Source organism: Ereboglobus sp. PH5-5, assembly GCF_029504805.1.
Classification (GTDB): Bacteria; Verrucomicrobiota; Verrucomicrobiia; order Opitutales; family Opitutaceae; genus Ereboglobus.
The window spans coordinates 146,328-171,970 of the sequence record NZ_JAQFIT010000003.1 but is presented as its reverse complement, the minus strand read 5'-3'; the positions used below and the strand labels follow the sequence as shown (position 1 = coordinate 171,970).

Genomic DNA, 25,643 nt, shown 5'->3' with positions numbered 1-25,643 from the left:
GGCAAGGGCGGGCGCGGCATAAATCGACATAATTCGGCCTGAGTCGATTTGAATCGATTTGAAAAGCGGGAGCGGGCAAGTTTGCGCGAAACACCATGAGCAATTTTCAAGAGCTTACCGAGTTTCGCGATTTTATGATCGAGCTGGCGCGGCGCAGCGGTGAATTCATCACGCCGCGCTTCGGCAATCCGGGGCTGGCGGTCGAAATGAAGGGCGACGCGTCGCCCGTGACGGCGGCGGATCGCGGCGCGGAGGAATTGATGCGCGATATGATCTCGAAAAAATTTCCCGCGCACGGAATCGTCGGCGAGGAATTTGGCAGCGAGCGCGCGGACGCGGAATGGGTCTGGGTGCTCGACCCGATCGACGGCACGAAGTCGTTCATCACGGGTGTGCCGTTGTGGGGGACTTTGATCGCGCTGAAGCATTGCGGCGAGCCGGTGCTGGGTGCGATTCACCAGCCGGTGCTCGGGCAATTGATGCTGGGCGACGGCGTCGAGACGACGCTCAACGGCCGCGCGGTGCGTGTGCGCGAGTGCGCGCGCATCGAGGAGGCGACGGTGTTGACGAGCGACCCGTTGAACGTGAGCAAATATCAAAACGGCCCGGCATACGATGCGCTGCTTGCGAAGGCGCGGCTCGCGCGGACATGGGGCGATTGTTACGGCTACCTGTTGCTCGCGGGCGGATGGGCGGACGTGATGCTCGACCCGATCATGAACCCGTGGGACATCCAGGCGTTGATTCCGGTGGTGCGCGGCGCGGGCGGCGTGATCACGGACTGGCGCGGCGGCGACCCGGTGAACGCGGATTCGATCATCGCCGCGGGGCCGGGGCTGCACGCGCGGGTTGTCGCGATGCTCAACGGAGAACCGTGAGTGTGGCGCGGCCCAAAAAAATGGGGCGCGGGCGGTTTTCCGGCTTTCACTTCTTGGGCTTCGCGATTCATCATTGGTTTCGTGCATAATACCATCATTCAGGATCTCGGGATTCTTTTGCTTGCGGCGGGGGTCGCGGGCATTGTGTGCAAGCGGTTTGGTCTGTCGGTGATCGTCGGGTATTTGATAGCGGGTATTATCATCGGGCCGCACACCTCGCCGGTTGTGTTCATTCATGACGAGGCGCGCATCAAGGAGCTCTCGGAGCTGGGCCTCGTGTTCGTGATGTTTTCGATCGGGCTTGAGTTGAGTTTGTCGAAGATCGGCAGGATGGGCGTCGCGACGCTTGCGGCGACCGCGCTGGGGGCATTTTTCATGTTGCAATTCACGTTGTTGCTCGGGTGGTTTTTGAACTGGTCGACGATGATGAGCCTGTTCGTGGCGGCGATGTTGATGGTGTCGAGCTCGGCGGTGATTTCCAAGATCATGCAGGAGTTGAAGCTCCACCACGATCGCGCGGCGCAAATGGCGCTGGCCATCACGGTCGTGGAGGACGTGGTCGCGGTGATCATGCTGACGGTGCTCAGTGCGAGTGTGACTTCCGGCGACGGCGGGAGCGGCGGCGGGGTGGGCATGGTGCTCGGGGTGATGGGCGCGTTTGTGGTGCTGCTGATCATGGCGGGGCTGCTGCTCATGCCGCGCGTGCTGCGAAAGCTGGAAAAGAAAAACGATCCCGAGATCCAGACGATCATCGTCGTGGGGCTGCTGCTTTTGTGCGCGTTCCTGACTGTGAAGGCGGGCTACTCGATGGCGATGGGCGCGTTTTTGTTCGGCGCGGTCGTGGCGGAGATCAAGCAGAAGATCGCGATCGAGAAAGATTTCGGGGGAATCAAATATATTTTCAGCAGCGTGTTTTTTGTGTCGATCGGCATGTTGATCGATTTGCGGATGCTCGGCGAGGTGTGGCTGACGGTGGTGCTGTTGGGCGCGTTTTCGCTGTTTGTGCGTCCGATCGCGTGCGGGTTCGCGCTGGTGATCGTGGGCATTCCGCCAAGGCAGGCGCGGCGCGGCGGGCTGCTGCTCACGCCGCTGGGCGAGTTCACGTTTATCATTGCGCAGGCGGGCGTGACGGCGGCGATTTTGCCGGCTTCGTTTTATCCGGTGGCGGTGGGGCTTTCGATTTTGACCGTGCTGGCGACGCCGATTCTCAACCGTTTTGCGGACCCGATTTTAAATTTCATGGACAAGGTGGAGCCGCGTTTCGTGACGCGTGCCATCGCCGCGTATCACGGCTGGTTGCAGGACATCCAGACGCGCCGTTCGGGCAGGCCGATGTTTCAGTTGATTCGCGGACGCCTGCCCACGCTGGTCATCGAAATTTTGCTGGTGAGCGGGCTGCTGATTTTTTCGGGACGGATATTGACCGAGATCGAGGCGTCGTTTGCCGACACGATAAGCCCCGAGACGCTGGGCTACATTTTCTGGTGCGTGGTGGGCGTGCTGGTGCTGATTCCGCTCGTGGCGGTGTGGCGCAATCTTTCGGCAATCGCCATGATCATCGGCGAGGGGCTCGGGGGCAGTCCCGACACGCCCGCGCGGCTGCAATCGCGCGCGCTCACCGGCGTGCTCAAGGCGACGGCGGCGGTCGGCGTGGCGTATTGGCTGTATGCGCTGCTGCCGCTCAAGACGCTGCCGGGCTGGGGCTGGGCGATCATTGGCGTCGGCGCGGTCGCGGTGATGGTCGTTTTTTCCAACAAGCTCATTTATTGGTATAGCTCCTGGGAAAGCTCCGTGCAGGAGGTGCTCGCGGAGGATTCGCGCGCGCCTTCGCAAGTGCGCGAGGAGGCGCGCGTGGCGCTCGACCGCAGCCTCGGCGAATGGGATGTGGGCCTCGATGATTGCGTGGTGCCGCGCGGCGCCGAATACACCGGCAGGACACTCGCCGAGCTCGCGATTCCCACGCGTTTCGGCTGCTCGATTCTGGAGGTGGAGCGCAACGGCCATGTGATCACCGCGACGGACTCGGGGCTGCGCCTTTACCCGGGCGACAAGCTCCTTCTCCTCGGCCAGCAGGAGCAGATCAACAATGCGCGTGCGTTTTTCGAGCGCGTCGCCGAGGCGCAAGGCCGATCCGTCGAGGATTCGCCGGAGGACAGCGCGGAGACCGAAGGTGTGTTTGGAGGCTCGGTGCTGGAGACGTTTGTGATGCCGGAGTGCGAGCGAGCCGGCCGGACGCTGGCGGACTTGCGCATTTCGCAGGCGACGGGCGTGCGCGTGGCGGGCATCCGCCGCGGCGCGGAGCAGATCGTGAACCCGGGCGGCGGCACGCGGTTGCTCGCGGGCGACTGCCTGCTGGTCGTCGGCACGATTGTGGAGCTGCGCGTGTTTCGCAACTGGATCGTCAGCGCCGGCGCATGAGCGGGGGCGCGTTCACACGGGCGCGCTTTTTGTCAAAAAAACTGAAATCACCACCGCCCAAACGCGGCAAATGGCGTGTCGCTTGTCTTGGCACAACACGCACGCCAGCCTGTCTGTCTCCACATCATGAAAACAAAATTACTGATCCCTTTCGTTCTCAGTTTTCTATTTGCCGCCTGCACCACGCCGTCCGAAAAAACGCAAGCCGCCGCCGACGCGAACAAGACCGTGAACGTCGTTTTTAACAACCCCGGAAAGTTTACGGACGTAAAAACCTCGTCCATGGACTCGGAAAAGGACCGGGATTTCCTTCTCGAGCAAATCAAGGAATACATTCAGGAACGCGCCCCCCGGCACATGGCCGACGGTCAGACGTTAAGCATCACTATCAACGACTTCGACATGGCGGGCGACTATGAGCCGTGGCACGGCCCGCGCGTGCAGGACATCCGCATCATCAAGGATATCTACCCGCCCCGCATCGACTTGGAGTTCAAGCTCACAGACGCGGGCGGCAACGTGCTGAGCGAAGGCACTCGTCAGTTGCGCGACCTGAACTTCATGATGATCACGCCCGGAATTTCCCCGAATGACACGTTGAGGCATGAAAAAAACCTGATCAATAACTGGCTCGGCGCGGAGTTTTCGGCGATCAACAAAAAACAATCCCGATAGTAATTTGCTGGAGACTAAGATATTCCGCGCCCCGCGAAAAAAAGGTCAAAATCTTGGGGCAATTTTTGAGCGCAATCAGGGGCGTCGCGTCTATCTCAGCATAGTCAGCATCGTTCGGACAGGAACGATACTAGTTTGTAGTTCTTACGGTTTGCTTGGTGTTAGGTCATGAAGGCCGCCCTTAAATGGGCGGCCTTTATGCTCTTTATGCGACGCTAAATGCCTGCGCTACCATGAACACATCACGCCCGCGCACCACTGGCGGCGCGCGGCGGGCACGGCGGGCACTTCCTCGAAACCGCAATTCCACACATTGGTCGCCTGCGTGAAAAAACGCAGCCCGCGCCAGCCCGCGATTGACGGCGCGAAAAACACGCCCGCCGAGGTGAGCAACGCGTCGTCGCGCGAGTTGCGGAGCGCGTTTTCGGTTTGCAGCCGTGCCTCGTTGTCGAGGCGAATTTCCCAGCCCCGCCATGGCCGCGCGACCACCGCCACCGTAAGCCGGTGCTTCGCGTAGTTGAGCGCGTAAAAGCTCGCGTCAACCATTCCCGCCGCGTCGCCATAATCCGAATCCTTTGTCAGTGCCGTGTATCCAAAAACCAAGGCGCCCCAGCTTGCCGAGAGGCGCGCGGTCAGCTCGAAGCCGAGCGTGTCCACGTCAACGGGACTTGCCGCGCGCGCGTTCGGCAGGCTTGTGCTGTAAACCCAGTCAACCAAGTCCTTGTCGCGCCGGTAAAACACCGCCGTTTCAAACGTCCACGCGCCCAGCGCGGCGCGCGCGCCAATTTCAAAGTTGTCCGCGCGCTCGCGCCCGAGCCCGGCGTTGCCGCGAAACAATCCGGCGGAGGGATTCGAATTGAGAGCGGTGTAGTTCGGCACCTGCGACGACGCGGCCCATGACGCATAAAGCCGCTCGACGAGCCTTCCGATTCCGCGAAACTCGACCGCGACCACCGGCGACCACGCCGCCCCGTCACGGTTGGTGTCGTCAAACGCCGCGCCGGCGCTAACCGTCAGCGCGCGCGAATCACCGAGCTCCCAAGTGCGCTCCGGCGCGAGCGTCAGCTTGTAATAACTGCGCGAGTTGAAACGCCCGAATGTCAGCGAGGTTGAGTCGATCTCGTCCGCGACGAACTCCGCCGCCGCGCGCCAGCGTATCCTGTTTGTGGATACAAGCGCCTCGGCGCCCGCGCTCCATGTTTCCGCCGTGTGCCAGGCGGGGCCGGTGGCGAAGACGGGATTGTGCGCGCCGGCGTCGGCGCGATTAAAAACGTAATGGTCCTCGTTTCGCCGCCACGCGCCGCCGAGCGCGAGATGGTCGCCGCCGTCGCCGATTTTTTCAACGTGGTTGAGCGCGATGAGCGTGGTTCGCAGGTCGTCGGTTTCAAAAACATTCGCGTAGGGCGTGTAGAGGTTGGGCCAGCCGATGAACTTGTCCTGTCGGCCGAAAAACAAATCCGTCTGCCCGCGCTCGCCGGCAAGCTGCGCGCGAGCGTTGTAACGCGTGAAGCGCGACTCGCCCCACGGACGCGATCCGTCCGATTCGGCCCGCGCGGCGGACACGTCGAATGCGAGCCTCCGCGCGCGCGCGCCCGTGGTTTCCGGCGCGACCCAGCCTTGATAGATTTCGCCGCGCACGGTGTCGTAATTGCCGGCGGCGAAACCCGCCATGCCGGAGGTTGTGACGCGCCGCCATTGATACGCCACGGTGCCGGCGTTCGCGTTCCAGCCGCCGAGGGCGTTTTCGGCGCCGGTCAGCACGGCGGGCGCGGTGAGCATCGCGGGCGCGATGGGGATTTCGGCGGAGTAGTGCCCGGTCTGCGGATCATGAAGCGGCGCGGCGCCGGCGCGATAGCCGGTGTTTTCAAAAATGCCGCCGCGAATCGTCACGTCGGCCTGCGACTCGCCCATGTTGCGCGCATGCGCGTCCACCAGCGGCTCGAACGAAAGCGCCGACACGGGCATGGCAAACGCGCCCGCCGACGGCTCCTGCAACGCCACGCGCTGCGAATAGACCGCCATGCGCGGAAGCGTGAGCACATCGTCATGCGCCCGAGGTTCCCGCGCGGGCAACATCGGCGCGGAGGACGCGACAATCAAAGTGAGGATTATGTGAGATGTTTTTGATTTCACAAAACGAGCTTAACAATCAACGCGCCTGAAAAATCAAATACTAAGTGAAAAAAAGAATGTGTTCGCGCCTGTGATGGCACCGCGCTCAATGCGCGTCCGGCGCGTCACTGGGAGCCGGTTCCTTTGCGGCGGGCGGCGCTGGTAGCAGCAAAATTGACGGCACGGTCATGAACAAGCCCACCAGCAGCACCAGCGACGCCGCGCGCACGGTTGTCGGGTCCTGCACGAGCACGCCCGCGGCCAGCGCGGTGATGGTCAAGTTGGGGCACAGCAGCAGAAACGCGTTCATCCGCTCGCCCCGCTTTCCTCCCACGGGCAGTATCCAGCGTTGAATCGCCCAGCGCATTGCCAGGATGAGCGTCGCCGACCCCAGCGCGATCAACCCGGCCCACGAAACCAAATACTCCGCCGGAATCTGCAATCCCAGCGCGAAGAAAAATATCGGGATCAAAAACCGCTGGCTCACCGGCGCGATGTATGCCTCCAGCGACTGTCCTTCGTGCTCGATCCGGCTCAGGAACAAGCCGAGGAAAAACGCCGTTTTGATCGCCGACAATCCGAGCCGCTCGCCCACCGCGCACACAAGCAGCACGAACAGCACGATCAAATGCACGCGCCAGTGCATCGCCTGCTTGAGCAGATGCTCAAGGATCAACTTGATGCGGCGCGCGAACATGCTGATCAACACCAGCACCAGCACAATCCCGCCCAGTTTCAACGCCACCTCCCAAGTCGGCGCTCGCTCGTAGAAAGTCGTCTCGACCGAGAGCAGCACGATCGCGAAAATTTCCAGCGCGATCATCATCATCAGGATTTTTCGCCGCTCCTGAAAATCCAGCCCCGGATATTGTTTCCATCCCGGATGCCCCATGCCCACCGAGCACCCCGTGAACGCCGCGCAGGCGATCAGGCAGCCGATCCAGTTCAAGCCCGCCAGCCAGCCCAGCGCGAAAATCACCGGATATTGCAGCAGCGCCCACCCGAACGCCTTCGCCAGCGGGCCGCGAAACTCGCGAAACCTCGGCAGTTCGATTTCCATTCCCACTTCAAACAGCAGCAGCAGAAAGCCCACCTGGCCCGCCTGCACGAGCATCGTCTTCACCGGCCCGTCCACCAGCGGCGCGATCAACAATCCGAACACGACAAAAACCGGATACACGAGCGCCGGCCGCTTGAGCCACCGGCACAAGTCCGGCACGCCCATGAACAGCAGCAGCAGGCAAATGATGATTTCTATTTCGTTCATGCAAAAATGAGCCCCACATATTTCGGACACAGTCCGCGCATGCCAGCGGAAAGAGACGCGGCCAAAAAAGAAAAACGCAAACGCGCCCCCATGTTTTCATTGCGCCGCCGCGGCGTTGCGCGAAACACTTGCCGCCAATTCCGAAATCCGCATGCCAAACCTGAAAGACCTCATGCTTCAAAAGCGGCTCACGCTCGCCGTCGCCGAAAGCCTCACCTGCGGACATCTTCAGGCGCGCATCGGCGCGATCCCCGGAGCCTCGCGGTTTTTTCTCGGCGGGCTCACCGCCTACACGCTCGAGGAAAAGGCAAAGCTCCTTGGCGTGCCGCGCGAACTCGCCGGGCCGGTCGATTGTGTCTCCGGGGCCGTTGCTGTCGCGATGGCGCAAGGCGCGCGCTCTCTCTTCGGCGCCGGCATCGCCATCGCGACCACCGGCTATGCCGAACCCGCGCCCGCCGCCCCCGTTCCCTACGCGTGGATCGCAGTCGGGGACGGAGTCAATTTCATCTCCCGCCGCGTGGACTGCCCCGGCCTCGCGCGTGTCGCCGTGCAGGAACACATCGCCAAAATCGCCCGCGATATCTTGGTCGATTTTCTTCAATCATCCCGTTAATCCTGTCCAAAAAATCATCCCGTCCAAAATGAAAAGTGCCTACGAACTCGCCATGGAACGCCTTGCGCAATCAGAGCCGTCAACGGCTCCGTTGAGCGACGGGCAAAAAAAACGCCTTGCTGAAATCGACAAGGTTTACGCGGGCAAAATCGCCGAGCGTGAAATCTTCCTCAAGCAAAGCCTCGCCTCCGCGCAAGCCGGGCAGAATTACGAGGAAATCGAAAAGATTCAAACGCAACTTGCCGCCGAGCGCGTCCGCCTCGAGGAGGAGCGCGAAGCCGAAAAAGACCGCGTCCGCCGCTCGTAGCGCAACGCGAGGGTTTCGCCCGGCCGGCGCCGCGAAAGCGCGCCCCAATAACACGCTGTTTTTTCCAGATAGTTTGTGTATGCTCGCCGGCAACTGATTCGACCAATGACCGCCACCAACATTCATCCACAATACTCGCCCGGGGAGGAACTCGCCAACATTATCACCGGCGGGCTCGGCCTGCTGCTCAGCGTGGCGGGGTTCGTCGTGCTCGTCACACTCGCCGCGGTGTATGCGGACGCGTGGGCCGTCACGGCATCGGCCATTTACGGCACGACGCTGGTGCTCGGTTACGCGTCATCGACGATTTACCACGCGGTTAAAAATCCGCGGCGCAAGCATGTGCTGCGCAAGGTCGATCACGCGGCGATTTTCACACTCATAGCGGGCACTTACACGCCGTTCATGCTCGTCAACCTGCGCGGCCCGTGGGGGTGGACGTTTTTTGGCATTGTGTGGGGGCTGGCGCTCGCGGGCATCATAATGAAATTTTGGTTCACCGGGCGGTTTATAAAACTTTCGACGGCGATCTACATTGCGATGGGCTGGCTCATCGTGATCGCCGCCAAGCCGATGATATCCGGGGTGCCGGCGGTTTCGCTCTGGCTGCTTCTGGCGGGCGGACTTTGCTACACCGGTGGCGCGCTTTTTTATATTCAGAAAAAACTGCGGTTTCACCACGCCATCTGGCATGGTTTTATACTGGCGGGCAGCATCACCCACTACCTCGCGATTTTATACGCGATGGTGTGAGCGGGCGCTTGCGCGGGCGACGACCCCGCCCGGCTACCACGCGCGGCGGTAGCCGAGGTGGATGGACCAGGGGCGCTCGTAGAGCGCGGCCTTGGCGTATTCATAATCCAAATACACCTGGCTTTTCGCGTCGATTTCATAGGCCGCGCCAATGCCGAACTCGACGCGCCAGCCGTCGTAGTCCACTTTCATGCGCCTGCCGCCGGCGGTGATTTCGCCGCCGCCGCTCGCCGTGTAAACCGCGCCGGCTTTTGCGTAGGGGTGCAGGCCGGGGGCGCGGGCGATGTCGCCGCCGAAGCGGACTTGCGCGCGGCTTTGCGAGGAGGTGAGGCTGTCAACGGCCACGCGGATCGGCTCCGCGCCGGGCGAGGTGGCGTCGTAGTCGGCGTCGCCGATGTGCACGATGGCAAATTGCGCCGAGGGTTCGACCCACCAGCCGTTGGTCGCGCGGGTGAGGCGGCGGCCAAACTCGACCGACGCGCCTTCGGAGATCGTGGTGTATTTTCCGCGCGTGATGTGGTTGTCGATGGAGCGGGCGTTGAACTCGTTTTGACGGCGGTCGAAGCGCGCGATGATGTCGGCGAACCAGCCGTCTTTGTGGAGCCATGTTGCGTAGGCGCCGCCGCCGATGGCGTTGGTGTCGCCGTCGCCGCCGGCGGAGTCGAACGAGCGGTCAATGTAGTTGATGCTGGCGAAGCCGCCGAGATACCACGCGGAGGCGCCGGTGTTTGCGGCGAGGGCCTTGTCGGCGCCGAAGGCCAGGCCGTGGGCGTATTGGTGGAAGGAGCGTCCGGTGAGTTCGAGCGCGCCGTTGAGGCGGTGAGAGCTGGCGCGGAGCCAGATGTTGCCGGAGCCGGCGGCGTCCGGGGCGGCGCGGAGGTCGCCCATGCGTTTGTGGAGCGAGTCGAGTTCGTAGTGCCAGTCCTGCCCGGCGGCGGCGGCGGTGGCGAGGATGCCGTCAACGGCGCGGCTGGGGCGGTTGCCGCTTCCGAGATACCAGGTGTTGGTCGAGGGCATGATGGCGCCGCCGTCGCCTTGCTGCACGGTGAGGGTGTAAATGCCGGACTCGGTGGTGCCGCTAAAGGTTGCGCCGGCCTGGTTCATGATGACGAGGGGGATCGCGGTGTCGGGCTGGATTTCGGAGCCGTTGGCGTTGTCGATTTCGATGCGGTGCGCGCCGGCGCTTGCTCCGGCGATGGTGATTTTGTCACCGGCGGCGGCGGCGAGGTCGGTGCGCATTTCGAAGACGGCGCCGTCTCCGGCGAGGCTGTCGAGGGCGAGGACGCGGTGGTTTGCGCCGGTGGTGTTGAAGGCGATGCGCGCGTCCGGGGCGGCGGCGAGTGTTTTGAGTGCTTGGTCGAGGCCGGCGAGGTCGAGGCGGGTTTCGGCGGCGAGCGAGACGGTGGCGCTTTGCGCGAGGGCGTTGGCGACGGCGAGGCGGAGCGTGCCGGCTTGGATGTCGGTGACGCCGGAGAAGGTGTTGGCGGCGGCGAGGACGAGGTCGCCCGCGCCGGTTTTTGTGATCGCGCCGGTGGAGCCGCTGATGACGGCGGCGTGCGTGTAGTCGCCGGCGTTTTCGAAGTTGATCGCGCCGGCGGCGTTGATGGCGGCGAGGGTGCCGCCGTGGAAGACGAGCGTGCCCGCGGGCGCGATGGCGGCGACCCCGGTGACGGCGCCGCCGTTGTTGGCGAATGTGCCGCCGTTCACGGCGAGCGTGGCGGCGAGGGTGCCGCCGGTTTCGTTGGTGAAAAATCCGCCGGCTTGCGTGACGTCGCCGGTGACGAGTCCGGTGTTTGCGCCGAGGCCGGAGTTGACGGCGAGCGTGGCGAGGGTGCCGGTGTTGAGAAGCGTTCCGCTGTCGATGGTGGTCGCGCCGGTGATGGCGCCCGCGTTGGCGAGGCTGCCGGCGGAGACGATGATGTCGTTGGCGATGCCGCCGGAGGTGGTGATGGCGCCCGCGCCGGTTTTGGTTGTGGTGCCGGTGCCAGCGATGGCTTGCGCGAGGGTGCCGCCCTCGGCGTCGGTGGCGATGTCGAGGACGAGGAGCGCGGTGTTGTCGATGTCGCCGGTGCCGAGGGCGCGGGCGTTTTTGGCAACGAGCGCGCCGGCGGTGATGCGTGTGCCGCCGGAGTAGGTGTTGGTGTTGGAGAGCGCGAGGGTGCCGGTGCTTTCCATGAGGAGGCTGGCGGGGGCGTCGGGGTTGGCGTCGGCGATGCCCGCGCCGGCGAAGCTCCAACTGCCGGTGCCGGTGACGCGCATGGCGGGGTTGGCGCCGATGGGGGCGATGTGGATGGTGTCGGCGAGCGTGATGTTGTTTGCGTTGGCGGCGGCGGTGTCGTCGAAGAGGACGGCGTCACCGTTGAGGAACTGGTCGTAGGCGGTGCCGTTGTAATCGAGATGCCAGTTGCGGTCGGCGTTGTTCCAGCCGGCGCCGTTGGAGCCGGTCCAGGTGACGAGGTGATTGCCGGTGCTGTGGTAGTGGAAGTCGAGTTTGCCGGCGTCGGTGCCTTGGAGTTGGTGAACGTCGAGGCGGTTGTTCGCCAGGGTTTCGGTGTCGATGCCGTTGAGGTGGAGGTGGAAGGTTTTCGGGTCGAATGTGCCGGTGACGCTCGTGACGCCGGTGGCGTCGAGGAGCGTGACGGTTTGGTTGCCGGCGGCGAAGCTGGTGACGGTGAGGTCGATGTTGACGCGGTCGCCGATGGCGAGGGTGTTGCCGACAAGGGTAAGCGTGGTGGCCGCGGCGGTGGCGTCGGCGGTGACGGGTGTGCTGTCGATCGGGTGCGAGCCGGTGCCGGTGATGGTGGCGGCGTCGGCTCCGCTGAAGAGTTTCAGCGTGCTGTCGGCGGCGAGGGTGATGGCGTCGGCGCGGAGGATCGCGCCGGCGTAGGAGACGCCGGTGTCGTCGGGGCTCGTGCCGGTGAGGACGGCGAGGGTGGCGGCCGCGGCGAGCGTGAAGGTGTCCGTCGCATCGGGCGCGGCGGGGGTCGCGCCCTGGTTGTCGAGCGTGAGCGACGCGCCGGCGTAGAGGGCGAGCGCGCCTTCGTTCACGAGGAATGTGTTGCCGCCAGTGCCGGTGAGCGTGCTTGCGCCGCCGAGGCGCATTTCGCCGGCGCCGGTTTTGGTGGCGGAGATTTGCAGGGTGTTGTAGAGGCTGCTGACAGCCATGGGGTCGCGCATGTCGAGGAGCCCGTCGTCGGCGACGTTGAAGTCGATGGTGACGGCGCATGCGGCGATGGCGGCGAAGCTGAGGCCGCTGGCCGCGCCGCCCGCGGTGTTGCCGGCGTAGGTGCTGGTGTTGCCAGCGGAGACGTTGATGACGAGGTTGGTGGTGTGGCCGGTGATGTTGGCGGCATTGATGTGCGCGGCCCCGCCATAGCTGGTCGCGCCCGCGGTGTTGTTGATGAAAGAGACGTCGGTGAGCGTGACGTCGGGGGAGTTCCAGATGGTGAGCGCGCCGCCGTTGCGCGCGGCGGTGTTGCCGGTGAAGAGCGTGTCGGCGATGGTGACCGAGGATCCGCTGATGCCGTTGTTGTAAACATAAACCGCGCCGCCGTGGTAGGCGCTGGTGTTTCCGGAGAAGGTCCCGGAGGTGATGTTGAGGGTGGTGCGGTCGGCGGCAAAGATCGCGCCGCCCCCGGCTCCGGTGACGGTGCTGGTGGAAGTGTTGTTGGTGAAGAGCGCGTTGGCGATGTTGAGGGTGTTGTCGTTTGCCGCGGCGATGGCGCCGCCATGTTGGGCGGAGTTGCCGGAGAAGGCGATTACCGCGCCGCCGGTTGTGGTGGCGGTGAAGGTGGCGCCGGAGGTGGCTTGCACGACGCCGCCGTTGCCCGCCGCGAGGGCGGGCGCGGTGAAGGTGGTCGTGCCGGAGTGCGTGCCGGTGGTGTTGAGGGCGACGAGCGAAAACTCGCCGGCGGCGGGAACGGCGAAGCGGGCGGAGACGGTGAGGGTTTTCCCGTCGGCAACCTCGAAGGCGCGCGATCCGGTGAGCGCGAGGGGGCCGGATTGTTGGTCGAGGACGAGCCTGGCGGTGGCGTCGGAGGTGACGCGCGCATCGCCGTAGTTGAGCGTGGTGGCCGTGAGCACGAGGCTGCTGCCGATGTTGATGGCGGCGTTGTCGGCGAGCGTGATGGTGTCGGCGCGGATGGTGCCGGTGGCGGTGAGCGGGGCCGCCGCGCCGGTCGTGGTGACGCCGAGGGTGGAGAGCGTGGTGTTTGCCGCGAGCGTGAAGGTGTCCTCGACGGCGGCGGAGTCGGACGTGCTGCCCTGATTGTTGAGCGTTATGCTTGCGCCGGCGTAGAGGGCGAGCCCGCCTTCATCGACGGCAAAGTCGTTGCCGACGGTGCCGGTGAGGATGGTCGCGCCGCCGAGCCGCCAGACGCCGGAGCCGGTTTTTGTGACACCCATATAAATGCTGTCATATTTGTTGAAAAGATTGGGGCGTATCCGCATCGGGTCTTGCATGTCGAGCATGCCGCCGGCGCCGACGGTCGCCGTGAGATAAACCTTGTGGTTGCCCCAGCCGCCAAAGGCGATGCTGTTGGCGGTGCTGCCGAAGGCGTTGCCGAAATAGGTGGATGTCCTCCCCGGTGAAACTCCCACGGTGACATTGCTGACGTGGTTGCTGCGATTGGCGGCGTTGATATAGACGGCCCCCGCGGTCACGCCCAATCCGCTGGCTTTGTTGTTGGTGAAATCGACGTCGACGAGGATGGTGGTGGACGAGTTCCAAACGGTGAGCGCGCCGCCGTTGCGACCCGTGGCGCGGTTGCTCTCAAAGAGCGTGTCGCGGATCGAAACGGTGGTGTTTTCCGTGAAAATCGCGCCGCCGTTGCTGGAGGTCGTGTTTTGGAGAAAGGTGCTAGATACAATGGTCAGCGGGGTGCCTAAAGCATAGATGGCTCCGCCGCCTGTGCCGTCGACCGAGCCGCTGGTGTTATTGTTTGTAAAAACGGCGCCGGTGACATTGAGGCGCCCTTCGCTGCGGGCAAAAATGGCTCCGCCACCCTGGTATCTGGATGTGGCCCCGGCGGTGTTGTTGGCAAAGAGGCCGCCGTTGACGCTAACCGTGCCGCCTGTCGAGGCGATGGCGGCGCCGCCGAGCGATGCCTTGTTGTCGGCGAAGACGAGCCTTGCGGAATCGGTGCTGTTGACGGTGAGCGTTGCGCCCGTGTTCACCAGCACCGCGCCGCCGTTGCCCGTGAACGAGCCGGTGGTGACCGTGACGGTGGAGCCGGCGAGCGCGCGGAGCGTGACGGCCCGGCCGGCGTCGATACTCATGCGCTGGGTGACGGTGCGCGTGTCGAAGGCGAGGTCGGTGTCGCCCGCAAAGCGGATTGAGCCGCCGATGATGCCGGCTCCTGTGAACGCCCATGTGCCGCCGTTAAAAATGACGCCCGCGTTCGTGCCGCTTGCGCCGAGCGTCACGGCGTTTGCGATGGCGATAGTGCCGGTGGTGATCGCCGCGCCGGAGCCCGCGCGTCCGAAGACGGCCGCGTCGCCGTCCGCGAAGGCGGCCGTGGCGGCGTTGCCGGCGTGCCACCAATTAGCGTTCACGCCGGAGCCGAGCCATGTGTTTGAGTTGTCGGTGTTGTTCCAGACAAGCTCGTCCGCGCGGAGCTGCGCTTGAAGCGTGAATGCGGCGCATGCGAGAAACAGCAGTGCCCGAAGCAACCCTGTTGTGTTGAAACGATCGTGATAGTTCATTTGATTTTTCATGGTAGGGTTTTGAACATTTGCCTTGAGGGCTGTGTTTCTGCGTTAGGCGGGGACGGAAAATTGCCCTGGGTGCGTCCGGCGGCGGTCGTGAGAAAAGCCGCTGATGGCGCGTGTCATGAATGTTTAACGCGGTCTATGCATGGCGGTAAACGCGCGGCTTTAGGCGAGTCTTTAAAGAACATCCGGGAAAATACAGAAATCGCGTGTGCTGACCAGTGAATCCCGCGCCATCATCTTTGGGGTGGCTTCCGCGAACAGTATCGAATGTCGTGTTACTAAATATAAAGCAGAATATTATGAATGGATTTAATAAAGAGCCGCCTCGTTTGCATTTTTGTTTTTTATATATTTTTTGAATTTGAGGGAGGCGTCTTGGCGGGATTTTTCGGGGGCGATGCGCGCGAAAAACGAGACGTTGCGGCGCAGGTTTAGGATGCCAGCCCGGGGCGCGCCGTGAGAACGGGCGTTAGCAACCGCAGGGGTGGGCAAATGCGCGGGCTTCAGGAAACCGGACATCCTGTTGTCCCGCTCGCGTTTTGAATCGCATCGCCCCCGGCATTTTGGGTTGCCTGCAAATTCCAAGTTCCCTACTGGTTTCACACTCAGTCGTGGCGCTCCCGATTCTTGGGGCGCCTTTAATTATAGAACCCGGTCCATTAAATTATAACAAACCCGCCAGCATGAAAGCAGAAGCATTCCTTGCCCAGATTCTGCGTGGTGTGATCCTCGGAAGGACACAGCGCCCCGCCGGGGTTTCGCTTGTCGAGGGCGGCATTGAGAGCCGGCCCCGCGCAATCGACATCCGGGGGGAGGATGCCGGGACAATCGCCCGCGAGATTAACGAAGCGCTGGCCGGGGAGTCCGTTCCCGTTGCGCTGACACTTCGCCACCGCCAGCGGAGCTACACCTACAAAACCACGAGCGAAATTTTTGCCGAAAGCCGCGCGACGGTCGTGAAAAACCGCGTTGCCGTGGTCACGGGCGGCGCGCAGGGTTTTGGCGCGGAGATCGCGCGCGGGCTCGCCGCCGACGGCGCCATTGTTTACATCGCCGACATGAATTACGACGGCGCGTGCAAACGGGCCGAAATATTAAACAAAGAGTATAATAATGGCGGTCCGGTGGCGTTTGCCGTCGGGGTAAATGTGAGCGATGAGGACTCCGTTGCGAAGATGTGCGAGACGATCGCCCTTCAAAGCGGGGGCGTTGACCTCTGCATCAGCAACGCCGGCATCGTCAAGTCCGTGGGCAGTATAATGGAGCAGGATGTCGCCGATTTCAGGCTCGTCGCCGACGTCAATTATATCGCCTTCGCCATTGTTACAAAACACGTGGCAGGCATGATGAAAACCCAGCACGTCGCCTCCCGGGTCGCGCGAAATGATTCTCCCTGGGCGGCGGATATTATACAAATCAACTCGAAGTCCGGGCTTGAGGGCTCGAATAGAAACGCCTCTTACGCGGGGAGTAAATTCGGCGGTATTGGCTTGGTGCAGAGCTTTGCGAAGGAGCTTGTCGAATGGGGAATCAAGGTGAATGCGATTTGCCCCGGCAATTTTTTCGACACGCCGCTTTGGTCCGATCCCGAGAGGGGGCTTTTTGTGCAATATCTGCGCGCCGGCAAGGTGCCCGGCGCCAAGGGGGTCGCCGATGTGAGGGCGTTTTATGAGGCGAAGGTTCCGATGGGGCGCGGCTGCACCGGCCCCGATGTTATCCGCGCGGTCTATTATCTCGTTGAGCAACTTTACGAAACTGGACAGGCCCTGCCCGTCACCGGCGGGCAGGTCATGATAAATTGACGGTGTTTTATATAAAAAATAATAAATTCGATTAATAAAAATGAAAATCACGCGCCAAGACCCGATCGCGCCCGCCCTGGAAATTCTTTTGGACTCGGCAAACATTTCCGAGATCAGAAAATGCAATGATCTGTTTGAACTGGCGGGGGTGACCTCCAATCCCTTGATTATAAAAAACGAGGGGAAGATAAACTTTTACCCGCACTTTTCAAGGATCCGAAAAATCATCGGCAAAAACAAAACCCTGCACATCCAGACACTGGCGTCCACGGCGGACGGGATGATCGCGGAGGCGCGGGCGATCCTGGATAAAATCGACGACCGGGTTTATATAAAAATTCCGGTGACCGAGCAGGGCTTGAAGGCGATGAAACAGTTGGCCCGCGAGGGCGCGCGCATTACGGCAACGTGCATTTACACGCGCATGCAGGCATATTTGGCCATTGCCGCGGGCGCTGATTATCTGGCCCCCTATTGCAACCGGATGGAGCAGATGGGAATCGATTTCAGGGCAATCATTGCCGAGATATCCGATGTGCTGGCGCGCACCGCCTCGCCGGCAAAAATTGTCGCCGCGAGTTTTAAAAACATAACCCAGGCGACCGACGCCCTCGCCGCCGGGGCGAACACAGTCACGGTGACGTCCGACATCCTGCATTCCGCCTGTGCGTTTCCCCCGATTGACCTCGCCGTGAAGGAGTTTCATGAGGCGTGGATTTCCTCCCAAGGAAAAAATTCCAAGCTCACAACCCCGTAACAGAGAAAAAGCGTTCACTGATTGCGCGTTTCCAGCCCGGTTTGGCCAAAAATCCAAGGGGGTTGTTTATTTCCACTCCACCTCGGCGCCGAGGGTTTGGAGGTTTTCGACGAAACGCGGGTGGGCGCGACGGATGGTGTCGGCGTTTTTCACCATGCTGCGCCCCGGAATGCTCGCGGCGACCATGTAGAGCGCGATTGTGGCGCGGATGATGTAGGGGGCGTCAACAATCGCCGGGCGCAGGGGTTTGCTGCCGAAGAGTGTGATGCGGTGCGGGTCGCTCACGAGGATGTGCGCGCCGAATTTCGCGAGCTCGGGGATCCACGAGAATCCGTTTTCATAGACCTTGTTCCAAAAGTGAATCGTGCCGCGCGCGCGCGTGGCGAGGGCGACCATGAGGGGGAGCAGATCGACGGAAAAATACGGCCAGGGCGCGGCTTCGATTTTGGCGAGGAGGTTGGTGGTGTAGGGTTCCTCGATGACGAGCGACTGGTTGCGGCGGACGATGGCGGTGGTGCCTTCGTGCTCGACGGTGACGCCGAGCTTGGCAAAGGCGCGGGTGATGAGGTCGAAGTGCTGAGGCAGGGATTTTTCGACGCGGATTTCGCCGCCGGTGATCGCGCCGAGCGCGAGGAATGTGACGATTTCGTGGTAGTCGCTCGATATGCGGGCGGTGCATCCATTGAGTTTTTTGACACCGCGCACGCGGAGCATGCTTGTGCCCGCGCCTTCGATTTGCGCGCCCATGAGAGTGAGCGCGGCGCAGAGATCCTGCACGTGGGGTTCGCTGGCGGCGTTGATGAGCGTGGACTCGCCGTCGGCGAGCGCGGCGGCCATGAGAAAGTTTTCCGTGACGGTGACGGACATGTAATCGCCCCAGTGGCGCGCGGCGCGGAAGCCGTCGGGCAGGGCGATGACGAGCGGTTCGCTTTCGTCGATCACGGCGCCGAGCTTGGCGAGGATTTCGAGGTGGGGGTCGATTTCGCGGACGCCGAGCGAGCAGCCGGTGGCGTTGGCGGGGATGACGATTTTTTTGACGCGGCGCAGGAGGGCGGGGTAGAGGAGCACGGTGGAGCGCATGTCTTGCGGAAGCTCGTGGTTGACGAGTTCGTTTTTGAACGCGCCGTGGTCGAGGCGCATGGTGCCGGCGGCCTTGTCCCAGTCGATGCGCGAGCCCTGGCGCGTCATGAACGCGACGATTTTGGCAATGTCGGTGATGTCGGGGACGTTGTGGAGCGTGACGGGTTCGTCGGTCAACAGCGTGGCGCAGACGAGGGGGAGCGCGGAGTTTTTGTTGCCCGAGGGGATGATGGTGCCGGAGAGCGGTTTGCCGCCGTTGACGATGAGATCCATGATGAGATTTGGGATTTTCGATTTGGGATTTTGGATTGGGAGCTGCCGCTCCAAATTCTTTTTCGCGCGGGGGCGCGCAATCGGGAATTCAAAATCGAAAATTCAAAATAAAAAAGGCGTCCGAAATGGACGCCTTTGCAAGGTTTTGTTTGCCGTTGTGCAATTATGACGCGGGGCCGGCGCTGTTGTCGCGGTTGCCACCCCGGTTGCGGTTGCGTCCGCCGCGGCGGCGGTTGCGGTCTCCGCGGTCTCCACGATCACCGCGGTCGAAACGGCGCTCGCCGCTGCTGTCGCGGTTTTCGTTGCCGCGATACTCGCCGCGGGGGTTGCGGTTGCGGCCGCCGCGGTGGCGGCGTCCGCCTTCGCGGTTGCGGCGTCCGTTGCGTTCGCCTTCCGTCTGTGCGGGCTGGCCGGTGGGTTCGTCGGAGGAGCCGCCAAAGAGTCCCTTGATCCAGCCGAAGAGGCCGGTGGACTTTTTCTTTTCGGGGGCGGGTGCCGGCGCGGGTTGTGTCGCGGGGCGTTCGCTGACGGAGTCGCGCCGTTCGCGGCGGCGTCCGCGTTCGCGATCACCGCGGTCCGCGCGGGGCTGGAAGGTCGGGCGTTCCTTTTGCTCGGGGGCGAAGGAATCGCTCTGCCAGCTTTGGGCGCGCCTTTGTTTTTGCTCGGGAGGGAGGATGTTGAGCTCGGCCTTGGCCTCGGGTTCGCCGGTTTCCGCGGTGGCGGGTTCGGGCGTTGTTTCCGGAGCCGCCACGGCTTGCGTTTCAGCGGGAGCCTCGGCGGTTGGCGTGGCGGTTTCCGCGGGTTGCTCGGGAGCTTGCGCGGCAGTCGGCTCGACGGGTGCCGGGCTGGCGTCCGCCGTTTCCTGTGCGGGTTCTTGCGCCGCTTCGGGGGCGGCGGGTTGTTCCTCCTCGGGGGCGAACGGGTTTTTGTATTCGCGGGCGGTGGTTACGATTTGGATCGCGGTGGGTTTGTATTCGCCGGCGGTTTCGCTGGCTGCGGTGGCGGTGTGGGTTGCGCGTTTGCCGCGGGCCAGGCCGGAGCCGCGGCTGCTGCCGAAGGCGGGGGCTTGTGCTGTGGCGGCAGCCTGCTCGGTTGCGGGCTGGGCGGGTGCGGGTGTTGCGCTAACTGTCGCGGCGGTTGCCACCGTGGCGTTGTCGCCGGACGTTGCTGTTTCTGACATGTGGTGTGTGTGTTGTGTTGTTAAGGCGCTCTCCATTGGCGGGCGCGCCGGGTTTTGTGTGAGGCGACCGGAGCGCGGTTAATGGGTGCGCTCAACAGTCGAAGCTGAAAAGTGTCATGATGCTGATCGGGTTGCGCAACTGCAAAAACATGGGGTTATTGCGGACGGGGTTCCCCAAAAAACAAAAAAGCGACGCGGGCGTCGCTTCGGCTTTGCGCAAGTTGTTTGTTTTCCGATTGTTAAAACTTGATTGTCAGGGAGTCGCCCGTGGTGGCGATGCGGCTGATCGAATCGGAGAGGGCTTTGTCGTCGAAGCGGCTTGTGACGCGTTCGCGGAGGCGCGCAACACGTGGATTGTCCGTTGAGGTGGTCGCGACGGGGATGGTGTTGTCGGTATAGGTGAGGAGGCGCGCGCGGCGCGGGTCGGCGGTTTCCTGCGAAACGGATGCTGCGGGCTCGGCGTTTGCGGTTGCGTATTCGACGGTTGCGTGGAGCAGCTCGCCGGTGAGCGCGACGGGTGTTGAGAGGAACGCGGCGGAAGCGACGGTCTTGGTTGTTTGCGACTTGGCGCCGAAGAGGGTGAACCGGGCCGGCGAGTTGTCGTTGGGAAGGCTTGCTGTGTTTGCGGTGAAAACGGTGCGCGCGGTTTCGAGGTGCTCGGGCGCGACGGGTTTTTCGACGGCGGCCTCGGCGGCGGTTTGCCGGGCGGGTTTTTGCGGTTGCGCGGTTGCGACGACGGGTTGGTGCGTCACTTTCGCCTGCCGGATCGCGGGCGCTTTTTTGACGGTGGCGAGTGTCGCGATGGCGGGCGCGGCGGTTTTTGCCTCGGGCAGGGCTTGCGCGGCGGTGACGGCGGGCGCGGCGGCGGGGGGGGCGTTGCGCCAGACGATGAGGCCGATTGCAATGGCGGCGGTGGCCCCGGCGGGAATCGCGATGGCGATGCGCGGAAGCGCGTGCCACCAAGATTGCTTTTTCTGGATGGCGGCTGCGATCTGGCGTTGTTTTAGCTGATGGCTAAAGTCCGCCCAAAATTCAGGCGATGGTTGTTCGGCGCGTTTTTTGAATTGCAGCAAATCCTCGACGGTAACCGTGCTTTCCGTGCGCGGTTGGGCGGGCGGGGTGGTGTTGCGTTTGCGTCGAAACATTATGCGCGTGTGTAGGCCTGAAGCTCGGCTTGGAGGAGTTGTTTCGCGTAGTGCAAACGCGAACGCACGGTGCCCACCGAGCATTCCATAATCTCGGCGATCTCCTCGTGACTCAGGTTGTCGATTTCAAATAAAGTTACCACGGTGCGATGTTTGATAGACAGTTTTTGCAGCGCCTCGTTCAATTTTGTCTGGAGTTCCTTCACGTAGAGCTCGCGGTCGGCCCCGTGTTTATCCGTCAGTTTGGAAATGAGTTCCGCGTTTTGGCCCTCGTCGTGGATTTTCTCGAAGCTGAAGAAGGAGCGGAGGCGGTTTTTGCGCAGGTGGGTGAGGGTGGAGTTAACCGCGATGCGGTAAAGCCAGGTGAAGAAGGACGACTGGCCTTGGAAGCGGTTGATGGATTGGAAGGCCTTGATAAAGGTGTCCTGGGCGAGATCCGCGGCGTCCTCGCGGTTTGAGGTCATGTTGTAGATGACGCCGAGGATGCGTTCGCGGTATTTGAGGACGAGGCGGTCGAAGGCGGTGACTTCGCCTGATTGGACGCGCTGGACGAGCTGCCAGTCGGAGTCGGCTTCCATCTGGCGGTCGGGCGAGGCTACCAGTGTTTTTCCGATGGTTTGTGCGCCGATGTTCATGGTGTGACTTGGTTGGTCTGACAGGCGCAAAGTATGTGCGCACACTGCGGGCATGCAAATGAAATGTCGGTTTATGACATAAATGTAATGTTTGATTTACGGAGAAGCATGCGCGCGAACGGATGCGGCATTTAGGGTGCAACCGCTTTGTTTTGTCGCATTTGGGGTAGGGCGAACCCTCCGGGTGAGCCGGGGCTGTTGCGGCTCACCCGGAGGGTTTGCCCCGCCAAAAGACATTTTCATACGACAGTTTAAATCGGGAAAACTTATTTCGGATTCAAATGTGCGCCCAGCCATTCGAGCGCGCCTGCTTCGTCGGTGAACGCGCCTTCGAGTTGCGCCTCGAAGGCGGAGGTGAGGATGGATTTGAATTGTTTGCCGGGGGCCATGCCGGCGGCGATCAGGTGGCGGCCTTGCAAGATGGGGCGCGGGGCGGAGTCGGCGATTTCGAGGCGGTGCGCGGTTTCGCGCAGGAGTTCGATAAGGTCGAGCGTTTCGGGCGAGTGTTTTGGCGGGCGTCCGTCGTGGTCGGCGCGCATCACGAGGCAAAGGTCGTCGATTGTCGCCGGGAGCAGGCGGCGCGCGAGGCGGCGCACGGCGGTGTCGGAGAAAATGGCGCCGTTGCCGCTTTGGCCGTTGTGGTGCGCGAGGTGGTTGAGCACGAGGGGGACGATGCGATCAATCGTCTCGCGGGGCGCGCCGATGCGCTGGAGAAATGTTTCCGCCGGCGGGCCGCCCGCGGCTTCGTGGCCGGGGCTGATCCATCGGAGTTTGCCGCGGCGCTCGGCGTATTGCGTGGTGGAGGGCTTGCCAAAATCGTGCGCGAGCACGGCGAGGAGAAGCGCCCGGCGGCGGGGTGGGGCGGCGGCGCGCCAGTCGTCGAGGCGCGCGAGGGCGTCGCAGCAATGCGCGGTGTGCGTGAAGACGTCGCCTTCGGGATGCCAGCCCGGGTCCTGCGGGGTGCCGCGCAGCGCGGCGAGTTCGGGGAAGTGCGCGAGCCAGCCGGTTTGCTCGAGCACTTCGAGGCCGCGCGACGGTTTCCCGGATTTTTCGGCCCACTTCTGCCATTCGCCCCAGATGCGCTCGACGGGAAGCTCGGCGAAGGCGGGCGCGATGGCGCGGCAGAGCGCGACGGTTTCGGGGGCGAGCGTGAAGTCGAAGCGCGCGGCGAGCTGGAAGGCGCGCAGGACGCGCAGCGGGTCCTCGGTGAACGCGGCGCTTGTGTGGCGGAGCACGCGGGCGCGCAGGTCGCGCTCGCCGTGATGCGGGTCGATGAGGCCGGCGCGGGGATCATTTTTTTCGGCGGCGGCGAAGGGATCGTAGGCGATGGCGTTGACGGTGAAGTCGCGGCGCGCGGCGGCGTCGGCATCGCTGAGGTTGGGTTCGGGGGCGACGGCGAAACCGCGATGTCCCGCGCCGGTTTTTGATTCGCGGCGGGGCAGGGAGAAATCGTATTCGACGCCGTCGATGCGGAGTTTGATCACGCCGAAGCTGCGGCCGACGATGTCGGTCGAGCCGAAGGGCGCGAGGATGGCGTGCATTTGCTCGAAGGTCGCGCCGGGCACCTCGATGTCGAAATCCTTTGGCTCGATTCCGAGCAGCCAGTCGCGCACGCAGCCGCCGACGAGGCGCGGGCGTCCGACGGCGCGGAGCGCTTGCATGACGGCGAGAAGTTTTTGCGGGATGCGCATCATCGGGTTGCGGGCGTTTCTGTTTGCGGGTGGATTGATGAAACTGGCTTGTAAATGGCGCCGGGAAAAAACCGTCGCGCGGGGCGGAACGATTGCGGCGATGCTGTGTCGGATATTTCGCACGCAGAGTCAAACGGGTCGATTAAATAAAGACTTGTGTTGCCATGCGCGCATATCTTTCTATCAACGAAAACCCGCACAGGCGGACTGCTCCACTTAACTACAGACAATCAAGACAATGAAAAAAATTGCCATCCTTATCACCATGCTCGCGGGTATTGCCGGGCTTACGGCTTCCGCGCAACAGTCAGCGACCTCGTATAAAGTTACGACGGATTTTAGCTATACATCCCAGTATGTGTTTCGCGGTTTGAAGGCCGCGAGCGACGCGTTCACACCATCGGTCGAAGTCGCGGTCGATGATTTTTACGCCGGCTTGTGGACGATGCAGCCCGTCTCCGACTGGCGCGGTGAAAGGCCCCAAAACGAGGTCGATATTTACGCCGGTTACAAGCACAACCTGACCGAGACGATTTCCCTCGAGGGAGTCGCGACCTACTACTGGTATCCCGATGCCACCGGAGATGAAACCTCGAAGACGTATGAGCTCGGTGTTGGCGCGACATGGTCAAAGAACCGCCTGTCGGCGAGCGCCTACTATTATTACGACTTCCGCAAGGAGGCCAGCACGCTGGTCGGCTCCGTCGGCTACAGCTTCCCGATCGAGAAGCTGGGCACGTCGGTTGACGTTGCGTTCTATCTCGGCACGGTTGGCGCCCACGACTGGGCTCCCGACTCGATTGGTGCCAGCCAGAAGAATTCCTACAACTACTACGGCTTCGACGTGAGCATTCCCTATCGCATCCGCGACAATGCGACCGTCACGCTCGGTCTGCACTACGCGAACAACGAAAACACGCCTCTCGACACGCCGGACAACCGTTTCTGGGTCACCCTCGGCCTGTCGATTGGCTTCTAATCCGGACCGGAGCGCCGCTAGCGCAAAATCAATCTCAAGCGAACCCGCCCCTTATGAAGGGCGGGTTTTTTTGCGGCCGGTCGCGGCGTGCGGAGCTTTCGCAAATTAGCCTTTGATTAATCGCCGCGGATTCGCGAGCCTGCGCCTTTTCCACAACGAAACCAATCAATGTCGTTTCCATTTTTCCAGAAATCGAAGAAGCCCATTCTCGCGCGCTGTCATGACGACCAGGTCACGAAAATGCGCCTGAAATACGATCCCTATTATCACGCCATGCAGTCGCAGCGTGGCACCGAAATCACCATCGACGGGCGCCCCGCGATCATGCTCGCGAGCAACGACTACCTCGGGCTCTCCTTTCACCCCAAGGTCATCGAGGCCGCCTGCGCCGCGACGCGCAAATGGGGAACCAGTTCCACCGGCGCGCGCATTTCCAACGGCTCGCGCGCATACCACCTGGAGCTCGAGGAAAAACTCGCGGCGTTTCTCGGTCGCGAGGCCTGCCATGTGCACGCCGCCGGTTATCTTTCCTGCGTGAGCGCAGTCGCCTGTTTTGCGCAAAAGGGGGACATCATTCTCGCCGACAAAAACAACCACTCGAGCCTCTGGGACGGAACTCGTCTCTCGCACGCGCAAGTGGAGCGCTTTTCGCACAACAACTCCGCCGATCTCGCCGACCTCGCGGAATCGCTTCCGCCCGCGACGCCAAAAATGTTTGTCGCCGAGGGCGTTTATTCGATGGAGGGCCACATCGCGGCGCTCCCCGAGCTTCTCGACGTCGCGGACCGCTATAACACGTTCAACGTGATCGATGATGCGCACGGCTTCGGCGTGCTTGGGCGGCAGGGGCGCGGCACGGTCGATCATTTTGGCCTCAATGACCGCGTCGATGTTCTCTGCGGCAGCCTTTCGAAATCGCTCTCGAGCACGGGCGGTTTTATCGCCGGCAGCCGCGCGGTGATCGAGTATCTCCGCACCCATTCCAAGCAGACTATTTTCAGCGCCGCGCTCAGTCCCGGCCAAGCCGCTGCCGCGCAAGCCGCGCTCGAAGTCCTGCAAACCGAGCCGCAGCATCACGAGCGACTCTGGCAAAACACCAGGCGCTATCGCGACATGCTCCACTCGCTCAAACTCGACACCTGGGGCAGCGAGGCGCCCGCCATCCCCGTTGTGCTTGGCTCGAAGGAGCGCGTTTACCGTTTCTGGCAGGCGCTTCTCGAAAAGGGCGTCTTCACTGTCATGTCGATCGCGCCGGCGGTGCCGCCCGGCAAGGACTTGATCCGCACCGCGATTTCGGCCTGGCACACCGACGAGCAGCTCGAGCGCATCGCCGACGCGATGGCTTACGCCGTGAAAAAATTATAGG

General features: G+C 62.6%; 18 protein-coding genes. 10 read left to right on the top strand and 8 right to left on the bottom strand.

All coding sequences use genetic code 11. The features are described 5' to 3' along the window. Positions 1-95: 95 nt before the first annotated feature. The 3 genes from hisN (at position 96) to M2103_RS02915 (ending at position 3,971) form a co-directional block, all read left to right on the top strand. Positions 96-878: a histidinol-phosphatase gene (gene hisN, locus M2103_RS02925; RefSeq protein ID WP_277508645.1), complete on the top strand. Its 783-nt coding sequence runs from the start codon at positions 96-98 to the stop codon at positions 876-878. An 81-nt stretch (positions 879-959) separates the two neighbouring features. Next, entirely contained in the window at positions 960-3,296 is a 2,337-nt protein-coding gene (locus M2103_RS02920) for a cation:proton antiporter (protein ID WP_277508641.1), read from the top strand. A 126-nt stretch (positions 3,297-3,422) separates the two neighbouring features. Beyond that, the gene (locus M2103_RS02915) at positions 3,423-3,971 is read left to right on the top strand and encodes a DUF3016 domain-containing protein (RefSeq protein WP_277508640.1); all 549 of its coding nucleotides are present in this window, start codon (positions 3,423-3,425) and stop codon (positions 3,969-3,971) included. A 228-nt stretch (positions 3,972-4,199) separates the two neighbouring features. Here the strand turns inward: M2103_RS02915 and M2103_RS02910 are convergent, their stop codons facing one another. Both M2103_RS02910 and M2103_RS02905 read right to left on the bottom strand, forming a co-directional pair. Continuing rightward, positions 4,200-6,071 (bottom strand): TonB-dependent receptor, encoded by a 1,872-nt coding sequence (locus tag M2103_RS02910; RefSeq protein WP_277508639.1) that lies wholly within the window; start codon positions 6,069-6,071, stop codon positions 4,200-4,202. Between the two features lie 118 nt (positions 6,072-6,189). Continuing rightward, entirely contained in the window at positions 6,190-7,350 is a 1,161-nt protein-coding gene (locus M2103_RS02905; RefSeq protein ID WP_277508637.1) for a cation:proton antiporter, read from the bottom strand. Between the two features lie 151 nt (positions 7,351-7,501). On the opposite strand from M2103_RS02905, the gene M2103_RS02900 reads away from it, so the two are divergent. From M2103_RS02900 to M2103_RS02890, 3 genes are all read left to right on the top strand, one after another. After that, positions 7,502-7,963 (top strand): nicotinamide-nucleotide amidohydrolase family protein, encoded by a 462-nt coding sequence (locus tag M2103_RS02900; RefSeq protein WP_277508636.1) that lies wholly within the window; start codon positions 7,502-7,504, stop codon positions 7,961-7,963. Between the two features lie 28 nt (positions 7,964-7,991). Next, positions 7,992-8,270: a hypothetical protein gene (locus M2103_RS02895; RefSeq protein ID WP_277508635.1), complete on the top strand. Its 279-nt coding sequence runs from the start codon at positions 7,992-7,994 to the stop codon at positions 8,268-8,270. 105 nt (positions 8,271-8,375) lie between these two features. Continuing rightward, positions 8,376-9,023 (top strand): hemolysin III family protein, encoded by a 648-nt coding sequence (locus M2103_RS02890; protein ID WP_277508634.1) that lies wholly within the window; start codon positions 8,376-8,378, stop codon positions 9,021-9,023. A gap of 33 nt (positions 9,024-9,056) precedes the next feature. Here the strand turns inward: M2103_RS02890 and M2103_RS02885 are convergent, their stop codons facing one another. After that, complete coding sequence (locus M2103_RS02885; RefSeq protein ID WP_277508632.1) at positions 9,057-14,738, bottom strand: autotransporter outer membrane beta-barrel domain-containing protein; 5,682 nt, start codon at positions 14,736-14,738, stop codon at positions 9,057-9,059. 680 nt (positions 14,739-15,418) lie between these two features. Here M2103_RS02885 and M2103_RS02880 point away from each other — a divergent pair. Then, positions 15,419-16,537: an SDR family NAD(P)-dependent oxidoreductase gene (locus M2103_RS02880; RefSeq protein ID WP_277508631.1), complete on the top strand. Its 1,119-nt coding sequence runs from the start codon at positions 15,419-15,421 to the stop codon at positions 16,535-16,537. Between the two features lie 40 nt (positions 16,538-16,577). Beyond that, positions 16,578-17,294, top strand: a complete 717-nt coding sequence (locus M2103_RS02875; protein WP_277508629.1) for a fructose-6-phosphate aldolase — start codon at positions 16,578-16,580, stop codon at positions 17,292-17,294. Positions 17,295-17,360: 66 nt separating this feature from the next. Here the strand turns inward: M2103_RS02875 and M2103_RS02870 are convergent, their stop codons facing one another. The 5 genes from M2103_RS02870 to M2103_RS02850 all read right to left on the bottom strand — a co-directional run bounded on the left by M2103_RS02870 (position 17,361) and on the right by M2103_RS02850 (position 23,301). Next, positions 17,361-18,650, bottom strand: a complete 1,290-nt coding sequence (locus M2103_RS02870; RefSeq protein WP_345783534.1) for a UDP-N-acetylglucosamine 1-carboxyvinyltransferase — start codon at positions 18,648-18,650, stop codon at positions 17,361-17,363. A gap of 160 nt (positions 18,651-18,810) precedes the next feature. Further along, on the bottom strand, positions 18,811-19,827 hold the full coding sequence (locus M2103_RS02865; protein ID WP_277508624.1) for a hypothetical protein: 1,017 nt from the start codon (positions 19,825-19,827) through the stop codon (positions 18,811-18,813). A 239-nt stretch (positions 19,828-20,066) separates the two neighbouring features. Further along, the gene (locus M2103_RS02860) at positions 20,067-20,972 is read right to left on the bottom strand and encodes a hypothetical protein (RefSeq protein ID WP_277508623.1); all 906 of its coding nucleotides are present in this window, start codon (positions 20,970-20,972) and stop codon (positions 20,067-20,069) included. Further along, complete coding sequence (locus M2103_RS02855) at positions 20,972-21,607, bottom strand: sigma-70 family RNA polymerase sigma factor (RefSeq protein WP_277508622.1); 636 nt, start codon at positions 21,605-21,607, stop codon at positions 20,972-20,974. The genes M2103_RS02860 and M2103_RS02855 overlap by 1 nt, the downstream gene beginning before the upstream one ends. Positions 21,608-21,873: 266 nt before the next feature. Continuing rightward, complete coding sequence (locus M2103_RS02850; protein WP_277508620.1) at positions 21,874-23,301, bottom strand: polynucleotide adenylyltransferase; 1,428 nt, start codon at positions 23,299-23,301, stop codon at positions 21,874-21,876. A 235-nt stretch (positions 23,302-23,536) separates the two neighbouring features. On the opposite strand from M2103_RS02850, the gene M2103_RS02845 reads away from it, so the two are divergent. Beyond that, positions 23,537-24,277: a TorF family putative porin gene (locus M2103_RS02845; RefSeq protein ID WP_277508618.1), complete on the top strand. Its 741-nt coding sequence runs from the start codon at positions 23,537-23,539 to the stop codon at positions 24,275-24,277. Positions 24,278-24,445: 168 nt separating this feature from the next. Continuing rightward, positions 24,446-25,642: a pyridoxal phosphate-dependent aminotransferase family protein gene (locus tag M2103_RS02840; RefSeq protein ID WP_277508617.1), complete on the top strand. Its 1,197-nt coding sequence runs from the start codon at positions 24,446-24,448 to the stop codon at positions 25,640-25,642. Position 25,643 lies beyond the last annotated feature (1 nt).